The organism is Knoellia sp. LjRoot47 (assembly GCF_964253435.1).
Classification (GTDB): Bacteria; Actinomycetota; Actinomycetes; order Actinomycetales; family Dermatophilaceae; genus Knoellia.
In genome coordinates this window covers 14,971-27,492 of the sequence record NZ_CAXUQS020000002.1, presented here as the reverse complement: position 1 = coordinate 27,492, position 12,522 = coordinate 14,971, and the positions used below count along the sequence as shown (strand labels likewise).

General features: G+C 71.1%; 12 protein-coding genes, 1 tRNA gene and 1 riboswitch. Of the genes, 10 read left to right on the top strand and 3 right to left on the bottom strand.

All coding sequences use genetic code 11. The annotated features are described in order from the left end of the window. Positions 1-14: 14 nt before the first annotated feature. The 3 genes from ACSQ11_RS14850 to ACSQ11_RS14840 form a co-directional block, all read right to left on the bottom strand. A tRNA-Pro gene (locus ACSQ11_RS14850) sits at positions 15-88 on the bottom strand. A 90-nt stretch (positions 89-178) separates the two neighbouring features. Beyond that, on the bottom strand, positions 179-1,801 hold the full coding sequence (locus ACSQ11_RS14845) for a phospholipase D family protein (RefSeq protein ID WP_436006880.1): 1,623 nt from the start codon (positions 1,799-1,801) through the stop codon (positions 179-181). After that, entirely contained in the window at positions 1,798-2,937 is a 1,140-nt protein-coding gene (locus ACSQ11_RS14840; RefSeq protein ID WP_436006878.1) for a MalY/PatB family protein, read from the bottom strand. The genes ACSQ11_RS14845 and ACSQ11_RS14840 overlap by 4 nt, the downstream gene beginning before the upstream one ends. 36 nt (positions 2,938-2,973) lie before the next feature. Here ACSQ11_RS14840 and ACSQ11_RS14835 point away from each other — a divergent pair, with 36 nt between their 5' ends. The 10 genes from ACSQ11_RS14835 to gcvP all read left to right on the top strand — a co-directional run bounded on the left by ACSQ11_RS14835 (position 2,974) and on the right by gcvP (position 12,474). Continuing rightward, entirely contained in the window at positions 2,974-3,576 is a 603-nt protein-coding gene (locus tag ACSQ11_RS14835) for a CDP-alcohol phosphatidyltransferase family protein (protein ID WP_436006876.1), read from the top strand. Beyond that, positions 3,573-4,484, top strand: coding sequence for a DUF881 domain-containing protein (locus ACSQ11_RS14830; protein WP_436006874.1), 912 nt, complete (start codon positions 3,573-3,575; stop codon positions 4,482-4,484). Before ACSQ11_RS14835 ends, ACSQ11_RS14830 begins: the two co-directional genes overlap by 4 nt. Beyond that, on the top strand, positions 4,481-4,813 hold the full coding sequence (locus tag ACSQ11_RS14825) for a small basic family protein (protein ID WP_436006872.1): 333 nt from the start codon (positions 4,481-4,483) through the stop codon (positions 4,811-4,813). Before ACSQ11_RS14830 ends, ACSQ11_RS14825 begins: the two co-directional genes overlap by 4 nt. Positions 4,814-4,823: 10 nt before the next feature. Beyond that, the gene (locus tag ACSQ11_RS14820) at positions 4,824-6,416 is read left to right on the top strand and encodes a DUF881 domain-containing protein (RefSeq protein ID WP_436006870.1); all 1,593 of its coding nucleotides are present in this window, start codon (positions 4,824-4,826) and stop codon (positions 6,414-6,416) included. Positions 6,417-6,438: 22 nt separating this feature from the next. Continuing rightward, positions 6,439-6,828: a glycine cleavage system protein GcvH gene (gene gcvH, locus ACSQ11_RS14815; RefSeq protein ID WP_436006868.1), complete on the top strand. Its 390-nt coding sequence runs from the start codon at positions 6,439-6,441 to the stop codon at positions 6,826-6,828. Between the two features lie 89 nt (positions 6,829-6,917). After that, on the top strand, positions 6,918-7,421 hold the full coding sequence (locus ACSQ11_RS14810; RefSeq protein WP_436006866.1) for an FHA domain-containing protein: 504 nt from the start codon (positions 6,918-6,920) through the stop codon (positions 7,419-7,421). Continuing rightward, positions 7,402-8,100 carry a transcriptional regulator FtsR gene (gene ftsR / locus ACSQ11_RS14805; RefSeq protein WP_436006864.1) on the top strand — a complete coding sequence of 233 codons (699 nt, stop codon included), beginning with the start codon at positions 7,402-7,404 and terminating at the stop codon, positions 8,098-8,100. Before ACSQ11_RS14810 ends, ftsR begins: the two co-directional genes overlap by 20 nt. Positions 8,101-8,117: 17 nt before the next feature. Then, positions 8,118-8,618, top strand: a complete 501-nt coding sequence (locus ACSQ11_RS14800; RefSeq protein WP_436006862.1) for a bifunctional nuclease family protein — start codon at positions 8,118-8,120, stop codon at positions 8,616-8,618. A 146-nt stretch (positions 8,619-8,764) separates the two neighbouring features. Continuing rightward, positions 8,765-9,340 (top strand): MerR family transcriptional regulator, encoded by a 576-nt coding sequence (locus ACSQ11_RS14795; protein WP_436006860.1) that lies wholly within the window; start codon positions 8,765-8,767, stop codon positions 9,338-9,340. A gap of 73 nt (positions 9,341-9,413) precedes the next feature. Next, positions 9,414-9,511: riboswitch (glycine riboswitch) on the top strand. 74 nt (positions 9,512-9,585) lie between these two features. Further along, the gene (gene gcvP, locus ACSQ11_RS14790) at positions 9,586-12,474 is read left to right on the top strand and encodes an aminomethyl-transferring glycine dehydrogenase (RefSeq protein ID WP_436006858.1); all 2,889 of its coding nucleotides are present in this window, start codon (positions 9,586-9,588) and stop codon (positions 12,472-12,474) included. Positions 12,475-12,522 lie beyond the last annotated feature (48 nt).

Below are 12,522 nucleotides of genomic sequence, written 5' to 3'. Positions count from 1 at the left end.
CCGCCCTTCGTGTGTCGGGCTGACAGGATTTGAACCTGCGACCCCTTGACCCCCAGTCAAGTGCGCTACCAAGCTGCGCCACAGCCCGTGGCTTGCTCCCGCGTTGCCGCGCGAGCGAACGAAACCATATCCCATGCGCACAGCCCGGACCGAATCGGTCCGCCCGGGCGGGCGCCGGTCAGTAGTCGCGTCGTCGACGCAGCTCGAACGGGCGCCCGTCGGGGTCGCCGAGAAGGCGTTGGGGCACCTCGAGGACACGTCGTGGCCAGCGCCCGATGTCGGGTTCGCGCACCGGTCGCAGACGCCCGGCCGGACGTTGCCCGACCATGCCGCCGTCGTGCCACGCCTGAAGCCGCGCAGCAGCCTCGGCGTAGGCCGCGAAAAGACCGCCCGCAGGCACGCAGTCGGCCATGGCCGCATCATGCTCCGAACCCTCCAGAGGACGGTCGAGGTGCTCGGCGGCGAGGCGCAGGCGGAGCGAGCGAGCGAAGGGGGAGTGGTCGGTCCCCGCGTCGTCGACGACGAGCGCCGCGAGCTCGGAGTCGTGGCTCCACGACCGCCGGTTGACGTTGTCCGACCCGATCGTCGCGTACCAGTCGTCGATGACGACGACCTTGGCGTGGACGTAGACCGGCCAGCCCGCGTGGTTCTCGATCCCGTATGCCGCGAAGCGGTCCGGTGCCGCCTCGGTGAGCTGCTTGATCGCCTCGAACCGGCCCTCGAGCTGGAGCAGCTCGGCCATGCCGCTGAGGTCCGGCCGGTGGGGGAGCACGGTGACGAGGTGCAGCTCGGGGTTCGCCGACAGGGCCTCGGCGAGTGCCCGGCTCACCGTCGAGGACCAGAGGTACTGCTCCTCGAGGTAGATGAGGTGGCGGGCCTGGGCGATGGCCTTGAGGTGGGCCCGGGCGATCGACCGCTCACCCTTCGGCGCGAAGGGGTAGGCCCGGCGCAGGTGGCGGTGGGGGTAGGTGCGGAGCACTTGGACGACGTGGGTCCCTCCCTCGACCGGTGGCGGTGGCGGCAGGCGTTCCGGCAACGGGGTCGGCTCGTGCCTGACCTTGCTGAGGCGGTCGCGCACCCGCGAGTGCCACGCCGGGGTCAGGGGGGAGGGGTCGTCCCACCGCTCGCGGAAGACCGTCTCGACGTCGGCGACGGCCGGGCCCGTGATGGCGCAGTGGACGTCGTGCCAGCCCGGGCTCGGGCCGTACTCGTCCGCGAGCGCCTGCTGCTGCGGGTCGCCCCGGTGGTCGGAGTCGTCGCGACGCGAGTGTGCGACGTCGATCCCGCCGACGAACGCGATGTCGCGCGAGGGGTCGTCGCCGTGGCGTACCACGACGAACTTCTGGTGGTGTGAGCCACCACGGCGCACCCGCATGTCGAGCAGCACCTCGGCGTGCTCGTCGTCCTCGTCGGCCAGCTCCTCGGCCACCTCGCGGTTGTCCTCGGCCGAGAAGTCGAGCTGCTCGGTGTGCGAGCGCCAGATGAGCCCGCGGACCTGGACGCCCCGGTCCTCGGCGCGGTCGAGCACCTCGAGCAGGGTGCTCGACGGGTCATCGGTGAGCTGCTGGTCACCGTCGACGCGCCACCCCGCGAAGAGGACGAGGTCGCCCGGGCGCGTCGCCTCGATGGTGTCGAACAGCTCGGCGAAGTAGGTCGCGCCGTCGACGAGCGGGCGCACGTGGTTGCCCGTGGACCAGGCTTGCTCGCCCGGGTGGTGGTCGTCGATCGTCGTGTGCGGGTTGTCGCGCTCGTCGGCGGTGAGCAGCCAGCGGGTGACGTCGGAGCCGGGGGTGCCGCTCATGCCAGCGCTCCGGCCATGCGGTCCACGGCCTCGGTGAGGATCTCCGGCGAGGTGGCGAGGTTGACGCGCACGAAGCCGCGCCCCGTCTCACCGAACGACGGCCCGGACGAGAACGCCACCCGTCCGCGTTGCCGCAACACCGCGGCCGGGTCGTCGCCGAGCCCGAGCGAGCGGCAGTCGAGCCAGGCCATGTAGGTGGCGGCCGGGACGGCATACCCGACCTGCGGGAGCCGCTCCGCGAGGAGGCGAGCGAGGAGACGACGGTTCGCGTCGATCTCGTGGGTGACGGTCACGAGCCAGTCGCGCCCGTGGGTCCAGGCCGCGATGCCCGCGATCTGGCCGAGGTGGCTGGCGCCGTGCGAGTGCACCTCGTGCAGGGTCGCGCCGAGTGGCGCCTCGGCGCCGGTGACGACGAGGGCGGCCTTGAGGCCAGCGAGGTTCCACGCCTTCGACGCCGACAGCAGGCTCACGCCCCGCTCGCCGCCCGGGACGCTGAGGTAGGGCGTGAACGCCCCGTCGTGGACGATCGGTGCGTGGATCTCGTCGGCGATGACGGTGACGTCGTGGGCCGCCGCGATCCCCGCGAGCGTCTCGAGCTCCTCGGCGGTGTGCACCGTTCCTGTCGGGTTCTGCGGGTTGCACAGCAGGTATGCCGTTCGCCCACCTCCCGCACGGGCCTGCGCGAACGCTCGCTCGAGGGCCTCGGGGTCGAGGCGGCCGGCCGGGGACAGGGGAGCGTCGACGACCGTGCGCCCGGTCATGTCGACGAAGTCGAAGAACGCGTTGTAGACCGGCGACGAGACGACGACGGGACCACCGGGGTCGGTGGTCTCGCGCACGATCTCGGCGAGCCCGATCATGACGTCGGCGACGGGTGAGGTCCGGCGCGGGTCCACGTCCCACGCCCAGGTGTCCGCGGCAAACGCGGCTCCTGCCTCGACGAACTCGTCGCCGAGCGGGTAGCCGGTGTCACCGCGGTTCATGGCCGCCGTGACCGCGTCGACGACGGGCGCGCACGGCTCGGCATCCATCTCGGCGACCCACAGCGGGAGGACGTCGGAGCCGTAGACACCCCACTTGACCCCGGTCCGCCGGGACCGCCACGTCGTCGCATCACCCGTCAGGAGAGAACTCATGACCTGACTGTAGACACGACCACATAGGCTGAGGACATGACTGCCGGTGAGAGCCTGCGGGGGACCGACAGCGCCCCCGTCGACCGCGTCCTCACGCTGCCCAACGCCCTCTCGGCGCTGCGGCTCCTCGGGGTTCCGGCCTTCATCTGGGCCATCGCCACCAAGCACGACGCGATCGCGCTCGTCATCCTCATGGCGTCCGGCATCACTGATTACCTCGACGGCAAGATCGCCCGCCACTTCGGCCTCGTCTCGCGCGTCGGGCAGCTGCTCGACCCCATCGCCGACCGCCTCTACATCGTCACCACCCTCGTCGGCCTGGCGTGGCGTGACATCATCCCGTGGTGGCTGGTCGTCGTGCTCTTCGCGCGCGAGGCGTTCATGGGTGTCGTCGTGCTCATCGCCAAGCGCCATGGCTGGACTGGCCTGCCGGTCCACTTCATCGGCAAGGCTGCGACCTTCAACCTGCTCTACGCCTTCCCGGCGCTCCTCATGGCTGACGGTGACGGGTGGCTCGCGACCTTCATGCGTCCGGTCGGGTGGGGCTTCGCCTGGTGGGGCACCGTCCTCTACTGGGTCGCCGGGATCCTGTATGCCGTGCAGCTGCGTCGTCTCATCGCTGACCGGAGTGCCCCGTGAGTGCGGCCTCACCCCGTCCGGCCCGGCGGCCGGACGCGTCGATGACGCTCATCACCTCGATGCTCGAGCGACCCCTCGACCCCGGCTACGCGGCGGCGGCCGAACGGCGCGAGAAGGCGGGGCTGCCACGGGCCACCGGGCTGCGGTCGCCGGCGCTCATCATCTTCGCCGTGGTCATCGGTGTCCTCGTCGGGATCGCCGCGATGCAGCTGCGCGGTGGCGAGACGACGAAGCAGCGCACCAAGACGAGCCTCATCGAGCGCATAGAGCGCGAACAGAAGTCGGTCGACACGCAGGCGGCCCAGGCCGGTGCGCTCCGGTCCGAGATCGCCGCGCTCGACGCCGAGACCCTGCGCGACGTCAGTGAGGTGCTGGCTCAGAGGGTCCAGCGGCTCTCGCTGGTCGCCGGCGCCGTCCCCGTGCAGGGCCCGGGCTTCGTCGTCACCGTGGACGACGCGCCGAGCAACGAGGGGGAGGGCACCAACTCGGACCCGCGCGGCGAGAAGGGCTCGACCGACGGCAAGGTCATCGCGCGCGACCTGCAGATCATCACCAACAGCCTCTGGCAGGCCGGGGCCGAGGCGGTCTCCGTCAACGGCCAGCGGCTCACGTCGACCGCGGCGATCCGCTTCGCCGGCGAGGCGATCCTCGTCGACTACCGGCCGCTCAAGCGTCCCTACGTCATCACCTCGATCGGCAACCCGTCGAAGATGCCGACCACCTTCGCCGACGGCAGCGGCGGCACCTACCTCGCGACGCTCAAGAACTCGTTCGGCATCAGGGTGGGCACCGTGGTGCGCAAGCAGGTGACGATCCCCGCCTCGGCGACGCTGGGGACCCGGGCCGCGACGCCCGCGGTTAGGCTCGACGACGCCGCCACGCCCTCGCCCGAAGGAGAACCCTCGTGATTCCTGCCCTGGGTCTCGTCATCGGCGTGCTCGTCGGTGTCCTGCTGCAGCCCGAGGTTCCCCTGTGGCTCCAGCCGTACCTGCCGATCGCCGTCATCGCCGCGCTCGACGCGGTCTTCGGTGCCGTCCGCGCGGTCCTCGACGGCATCTTCAACGACAAGGTCTTCGTGGTCTCATTCCTGTCCAATGTCGTCGTCGCGGCCTTCATCGTCTTCCTCGGTGACCAGCTCGGTGTCGGCAGCCAGCTCTCCACGGGTGTCGTCGTCGTTCTCGGCGTCCGGATCTTCTCCAACGTGGCCTCGATCCGTCGCCATCTCTTCAACGCCTGAGCCGGTCGTCGTGAGCCCCAAGAAGAAGAAGTCCAAGGCCTCCCGCCGCCCGGGGGGCACCTCGGCGTGGCAGGGCGGGCCCGCGCGGCCCGGACCGACACCTGCCGGGACGGAGACCGAGGCGCCGGAGACCGAGGCACCGGAGACCGGTGTTCCCGTGGAGACCGAGGGTGTCGCCCCCAGTCGGGTTCCCGCGGAGACCGAGGCTGTCGCCCCCAGTCGGGTTCCCGCGGAGGTTCAGGACGCCGGGGCCGAGTTCGACCAGCCCACCCGGGTTGACCCGCCGGTCGAGGTCGAGGAGCCTGCCGAGTCCGAGGCGCCCGAGCAGCGCGCGCAGGGCACTCCGGGCCCGCAGTCGCCTGTGGAGCGAGATTCCGAGGATCGGCCGGCACACGAGCCCGAGCCCGAGTTGCAGATCTATGCCCAGGCGATGTCCGCAGCCCGCGAGGCGGAGGAGGCGCAGGCCGACGTGACCGGTCCGGCGACCCACCCCGTCCGCGAACCCGAGGCGACCGTCGAGGCTGAGCCGGAGCCGGCCCCGGTCCATGAGACGGCTCGTGCGCCCCGGACCGTCCTCGAGCGGTCGCCCGAGTCCGACCCGTCGCCCGAGTCCGACCCGTCGCCCGAGTCCGACCCGTCGCCCGAGTCCGACCCGTTCCACGAGGCCGAACCGACCCGCGAGCCCGAGGACCGGTCCGTCACCGAGGCGTCCTCGGCACGCGCGAACGCACCCGAGTCGGCCGGCGGCACGTGGCACGGGCGCCACGAGAAGCCGGGGGAGCCCGACCGCGGCGCCCCAGCCGGGGACGACACCGACCTCGCACCGGTCGACGACTCGCAGCCCTATCCCGGCCGCCCCGGCCCCACGACGACGTCACAGCGAGCCTGGCGCCGGCTGAGTCGGGCGGCGCGACCGCGCGCGACCAAGGCCAACGTCCTCGCCACGCTGCTCGCGATCGGTCTGGGCTTCGCCATCGCCGCACAGGTGCGCCAGACCTCCATCGAGGGCCTGGAGGACCTGCGTGAGGACGAGCTCATCCGCATCCTCGACACCGTCGACCAGGACGGGAACCGGCTGGCCGAGGAGATCCAGACGCTGCGCTTCTCCCGCGACCGGCTCCAGAGCGACACGACGAGCCTCACCGAGGCGCGCACGGCAGCCCAGCAGCGCCTCGACTCGCTCGCCATCCTGACGGGCACGGCGCCCGCGAAGGGGCCCGGCATCGTCCTCACCGTCCGCGACCCCGACTTCGGGGTGACGGCCCCGATGCTGCTCGACACGCTGCAGGAGCTGCGCGACGCAGGCGCCGAGGCCGTCGAGATCAACGACGTGCGGATCGTGGCCAACACGTACTTCACCGATGGTGAGGGCGGGATCTCGATCTCCGGCAAGGCCGTCACGGCGCCCTACGTCATCACCGCGATCGGCGACGGGTCCACCCTGGCGTCGGCCATGGAGATCCCCGGCGGCGTCACCAACACCGTCCGGAGCGTCGGCGGCGAGGCCGTCGTCGAGACCAAGGACGAGGTCACGGTGTCCGCGTTGCAGAGCGTTTCCGAGCCTCAGTACGCTCGACCCATTCCCAGCCCCACCACGTCCTGACCGGACCAGAAGGAGTTCACCGATGAGCGACCTCGAGTACCCGAGCGACCTGCGTTACACGGCCGAGCACGAGTGGGTGCGCTCCGCCGACGGGGACACCGTGCGGATCGGGATCACCTCCTTCGCCCAGGACGCGCTCGGTGACGTCGTCTATGTCAGCCTTCCCGCCGTCGGCGACACCGTAGCCGTGGGCGACGCGTGTGGTGAGGTCGAGTCGACGAAGTCGGTGAGCGACCTCTACGCGCCGCTGGCCGGCGAGATCACCGCCGTCAACGCGTCGCTCGACGCCTCGCCCGAGCTCGTGAACTCCGACCCCTACGGCGAGGGCTGGATGTACGAGATGCGCCCCAGCGACACCGCCGCCGTCGGTGACCTCCTTGACGTCGAGGCCTACCAGCAACAGCTCAGCTGATTCGCAGGTGCTCTCGGGCCCGGATGCCTAGTCATCCCTCGAGTGGTCATCTAGGGTGAGTGCTCCAGACGATATGAGGAGCCGCACAGATGAGTGACCAGAGTCGCGACACGCCCGATCGCGCATCGGAGCCGACCCCGCAGCAGGGGGAGTCGGCGCCTGCCCGCGAGCCGGAGTCGTCGACGACGATGCAGTTCCAGGCGGTCCCCGGGCTCGAGCAGTCCGAGGTCGTCCACGAGAGCGAGCATGTCCTCACCCGTGCCGACCAGGCGACCGTCGAGGCGCTGCGCCCCGGCACCGCCCTCCTCGTCGTCCTGCGCGGTCCCAACACGGGCGCCCGGTTTCTTCTCGACGACGACGTCGTCACCTCGGGTCGTCACCCCGAGAGCGACATCTTCCTCGACGACGTGACGGTGTCGCGCCAGCACGCGACGTTCGAGCGCACCGAGGGGCGCTTCGTGGTCAAGGACGCGGGCTCGCTCAACGGCACCTACGTCAACCGTGAGCGGATCGACGACTCGACGTTGCAGACCGGCGACGAGGTGCAGATCGGCAAGTACCGCCTGGTCTTCTATGCCGCCAAGCAGGCCTGACCGCCCGCTGACGATCGGGAAGGTCCTCGACGCCCTGCGCGAGGAGTTCCCCGAGATCAGCATCTCCAAGATCCGCTTCCTCGAGGCCGAGGGTCTCGTCGAGCCGGCGCGCACGCCTGCGGGCTACCGGACGTATGCCGCGAGCGACGTCGAGCGCCTGCGCTACGTCCTGCGTGCCCAGCGAGACCGGTTCTGGCCGCTCAAGGTCATCCGTGAGTCTCTGGACGCGATCGACCGTGGTCTCGAGCCGGCGGTCGACAGTGATGCCCGGCCCCGTCCGCCGCGGCCCGCGTCCGACCCTGACGTCCCTGATGAGGCCGAGCTGCGGAGCGAGCGGGTCGTGCGGCTCACGCGCGACGAGCTGGCCGAGGCCACCGGGCTGGAGCCCGACGTCATCGCCTCGCTCGAGGGTTTCGGTGTGCTCAACAGCGACGCCGACGGGCACTTCTCCGCCACCGAGCTCCAGGCGGCGCACGCGGCCGCCGGCCTCGCGGCATACGGGATCGAGGCGCGGCACCTGCGGCCGTTCCGGACGGCCGCGGACCGCGAGGTGGGCCTCGTGGAGCAGGCGATGAGCACGCGGCGGGCCGGGGGACGGGCAGCCGACCAGGCCCAGGTGGCGCGGCTGTGCCTGCAGCTCCACGCCGCCCTGGTCAAGGGTGGTCTGGCTCGACCCTGACGACGTACGGTGGAGCAGTGAAGCCATTGGACGTCCTCGGGGTCCGAGTCGAGATGCCGACGAACCAGCCCATCGTCCTGCTCCGCGAGCGCGACGGGAGCCGCTACCTGCCCATCTGGGTGGGTGCTGCTGAGGCTGCCGCGATCGCCTACGCCCAGCAGGGGGTGGTGCCGCCTCGGCCGCTCACCCACGACCTCCTCAAGAACGTCCTCACCGACCTCGGCCACTCGATCGACCGAGTCCGGATCACTTCGCTGCAGGAGGGCGTCTTCCACGCCGTCCTCGACATCGACGGGGGAGAGAGCGGTGGCGGCCAGAGCATCGACTCCCGCTCCTCCGACGCGATCGCCCTGGCCCTGCGCGCCGGCGTCGAGATCGTCACGTCCGAGGAGCTGCTCGACGAGGCCGGAGTCGCCATGGCCGGAGAGCAGGAGGACGACGAGGTCGAGAAGTTCAAGGAGTTCCTCGACCACGTCTCGGCGGACGACTTCGACACGGGACAGCAACCGTCTAGTTGAGCCTGAGTGTTACTGAAGTGACTCACGACACGCGTGAGGTTAGGGTCCAGTGGTAGTTGACCCCTGCCCCTCCGCCCCTTAGCGTCGCCCTCAAGAGAACGACGACCATGTAGTTACAGCGCATCGTGGAGCAGCAGGAGGCCGGCGTGAACGCCATCGAAGAGAACCCCAAGGGGCATGTGCCGGTCGCGGCCCAGGGTCTGCTGTTCACCGACGACCTGCCCGAGCTCGACGAGGAGATGGGCTACCGCGGCCCCACGGCCTGCAAGGCCGCGGGGATCACCTACCGCCAGCTCGACTACTGGGCCCGCACCGCGCTCGTCGAGCCTTCCGTGCGGGGCGCGGCCGGCTCCGGATCGCAGCGTCTCTACGGCTTCCGCGACATCCTCGCGCTCAAGATCGTCAAGCGGCTGCTCGACACCGGGGTCTCGCTCCAGCAGATCCGTGGGGCCGTCCAGGTCCTGCGTGATCGCGGGGTCGACGACTTGGCCCAGATCACGCTCATGAGCGACGGCGCCTCCGTCTACGAGTGCACCTCCGACGAGGAGGTCATCGACCTGCTCCAGGGCGGACAGGGTGTCTTCGGCATCGCCGTCGGCAAGGTGTGGCGCGAGGTCGAGGGTGACCTCTCGCACCTGCCGAGCGAGCGCCCGAGCGACGAGGCCCCTGCGGCGCACCCGGACGACGAGCTCAGCGCACGACGCGCAGCCCGGCTCGCCTGACCGACGCCACGACGACCACCAGCGGTGCGTGCCCTCCGGGGCACGCACCGTTTTGTTACCCTGAGCGCGCCGCAAAAACCGTGCGGGAGAGTCCTCGGCCCGACAGGGACCGGGGCGCCGAAGGGGCAAACTCCCCGGAACCTCTCAGGCGCAAAGGACCGCACGGATCAGGCACCTCTGAGACGGCCCAGGCCGCGACAGATGGGGAGGCCCGTGCCCGTCCCGTGCGCCAGGAGCCTCACCTCATGACCGACACCACGCTCAGCCCGACCGACCTGCCCGCGTTCGCCGGCCGCCACATCGGTCCCGACGACGCGGCCGTGGCGCAGATGCTCTCGGCCATCGGTCGCTCGAGCCTCGACGACCTCACCTCGACCGCCGTGCCCGACGCGATCCGGGCGACCCGGGCGATGGACATCGCCCCGGCCGCGTCCGAGGCCGCCGTCGTCAAGGAGCTGCGGGCCCTCGCGGGTCGCAACTCGGTCCTCACGTCGATGATCGGCCTGGGCTACTACGGCACCGTCGTCCCGCCCGTCATCCAGCGCAACGTCCTCGAGAACCCGGCCTGGTACACGGCATACACGCCGTACCAGCCCGAGATCTCGCAGGGACGGCTCGAGGCGCTCCTCAACTTCCAGACCGTCGTCAGCGACCTCACCGGACTCACCACCTCGGGCGCCTCGCTCCTCGACGAGGCGACGGCTGCCGCCGAGGCGATGACTCTCATGCGCCGTTCGAGCAAGGCCGCGGCCGACGCGGTGCTGCTCGTCGACAAGGCCGTGTTCCCGCAGACCCTCGCGGTCATGCAGACCCGCGCTCTCCCGCTCGGGATCGAGATCGTCGTCGCCGACCTCTCCGAGGTGGCTGACGCCGACGCGCTGGCGCAGGCCGCCGGTGGTCGGGCCGTGTTCGGCCTCGTCGTCCAGTACCCCGACCTCCACGGCCGCCTGCGCGAGCACCGCGCCCTGGCCGACGCCGCCCACGAAGCCGGCGCGCTCGTCACCGCCGCGGCCGACCTCATGGCCCTCACCCTCGCCGTCGCGCCGGGGGAGTGGGGCGCCGACATCGCCGTGGGCACCACGCAGCGGTTCGGTGTGCCGATGGCCTTCGGCGGTCCGCACGCCGGCTACATGTCCGTGCGCAAGGGGCTCGAGCGCACCCTGCCCGGCCGCCTCGTGGGCGTCTCGGTCGACGTCTCCGGCGCGCCGGCCTACCGGCTCGCGCTGCAGACCCGCGAACAGCACATCCGTCGCGAGAAGGCGACGTCCAACATCTGCACCGCGCAGGTCCTCCTCGCCGTCATGGCGAGCATGTATGCCGTCTACCACGGCCCTCGTGGCCTGCGCGCCATCGCGCTGCGCATCCACGCCCACGCCGAGGCCCTCGCCTCGGCCCTGGTGGACGGCGGCGTCGACGTCGCAGCCGGCCCGCGCTTCGACACCCTCTCGATCACCGTGCCGGGCAAGTCCGACGAGGTCGTCGCCGCGGCGCTGGCCGAGGGCACCAACGTCTGGCGGCACGACGCCGACACCGTCATCGTGTCGGTCGACGAGACCACCGACCTCGATGACGTCGCCGGCGTGGCCCGGGCCTTCGGGGTCGCCGAGCCGACCTCGGTCGCCATCGCCGAGCCGGGCTGGGGCGAAGCGCTCGACCGCACCTCGGACTACCTCACCCACCCCGTGTTCTCGAGCCACCACAGCGAGACCGCGATGCTGCGCTACCTGCGCCGGCTCTCCGACCGCGACTTCGCGCTCGACCGCGGCATGATCCCGCTCGGCTCCTGCACGATGAAGCTCAACGCGACGACCGAGATGCTCGCCATCACGTGGCCGGAGTTCGCGAACCTCCACCCGTTCGCGCCGCTCGACCAGACCGAGGGCATCCGCACGCTCGTGAGCCAGCTCGAGGAGTGGCTCTGCGACATCACCGGCTACGACGCCGTGTCGCTCCAGCCCAACGCCGGTTCGCAGGGTGAGTTCGCCGGCCTCCTGGCCATCGCGGCATACCACCGTTCGCGCGGTGACTCCGCGCGCAACATCTGCCTCATCCCGGCGAGCGCGCACGGAACCAACGCCGCGAGCGCCGTCATGGCCGGAATGAAGGTCGTCGTCGTCAAGACCGACACCATCACCGGCAACGTCGACATGGACGACCTCAAGGCCAAGGTCGAGGAGCACCGCGACGACCTCGCCGCGATCATGGTGACCTACCCGTCGACCCACGGCGTCTTCGAGGACACCATCAAGGACCTCTGCGCGATGGTCCACGACGCAGGCGGCCAGGTCTACGTCGACGGCGCCAACCTCAACGCGCTCGTCGGGCTCGCCCAGCCCGGCCGGTTCGGGGCGGACGTGTCGCACCTCAACCTGCACAAGACCTTCTGCATCCCGCACGGTGGCGGAGGTCCGGGCGTCGGTCCTGTGGCGCTGCGCGAGCACCTCGCGCCGTTCCTCCCCAACCACCCGCTCGACCCGGAGGCCGGACCCGAGACCGGCGTCGGCCCGGTGTCTGCGGCGCCCTACGGTTCGGCCGGGATCCTGCCGATCTCGTGGGCCTACGTCCGCCTCATGGGTGGCGCCGGCCTTCGCCGGGCGACCGAGGTCGCCGTCCTCAACGCCAACTACGTCGCGGCCCGGCTGCGCGACTCCTACCCGGTGCTGTACTCCGGTGAGGACGGGCTCGTGGCCCACGAGTGCATCCTCGACGTGCGGCCGCTCACCAAGGAGACCGGTGTGAGCGTGGACGACATCGCCAAGCGCCTCATCGACTACGGGTTCCACGCCCCGACGATGTCGTTCCCGGTCGCGGGCACGCTCATGGTCGAGCCGACCGAGAGCGAGGACAAGACCGAGCTCGACCGCTTCTGCGACGCGATGATCGCCATCCGCACCGAGATCGACGCCGCGGGTGCGTCCGGCAACGCCGAGTCCAGCGTCCTGCGCGGCGCTCCCCACACCGCGCTCTCGCTGGCGGGGGAGTGGGACGTCGACTACTTGCGCGAGGAGGCGGCCTTCCCCAAGGGCGTCGACCCGCTCGCGAAGTACTGGCCGCCGGTCCGTCGCATCGACGGCGCCTACGGCGACCGCCACCTCGTCTGCTCCTGCCCGCCGCCGGAGGCGTTCGAGGACTGACCCTCACGGCACCGTATGCCGTGAGAACGCGCCGCGTGACCCGCTCGG

Bases quoted from the DNA above. Each gene is read 5' to 3' on its own strand.
- ACSQ11_RS14845 (WP_436006880.1), bottom strand. From the start codon at position 1,801: ATGAGCGGCACCCCCGGCTCCGACGTCACCCGCTGGCTGCTCACCGCC.
- ACSQ11_RS14840 (WP_436006878.1), bottom strand. From the start codon at position 2,937: ATGAGTTCTCTCCTGACGGGTGATGCGACGACGTGGCGGTCCCGGCGG.
- ACSQ11_RS14835 (WP_436006876.1), top strand. From the start codon at position 2,974: ATGACTGCCGGTGAGAGCCTGCGGGGGACCGACAGCGCCCCCGTCGAC.
- gcvH (WP_436006868.1), top strand. From the start codon at position 6,439: ATGAGCGACCTCGAGTACCCGAGCGACCTGCGTTACACGGCCGAGCAC.
- ACSQ11_RS14810 (WP_436006866.1), top strand. From the start codon at position 6,918: ATGAGTGACCAGAGTCGCGACACGCCCGATCGCGCATCGGAGCCGACC.
- ftsR (WP_436006864.1), top strand. From the start codon at position 7,402: ATGCCGCCAAGCAGGCCTGACCGCCCGCTGACGATCGGGAAGGTCCTC.
- gcvP (WP_436006858.1), top strand. From the start codon at position 9,586: ATGACCGACACCACGCTCAGCCCGACCGACCTGCCCGCGTTCGCCGGC.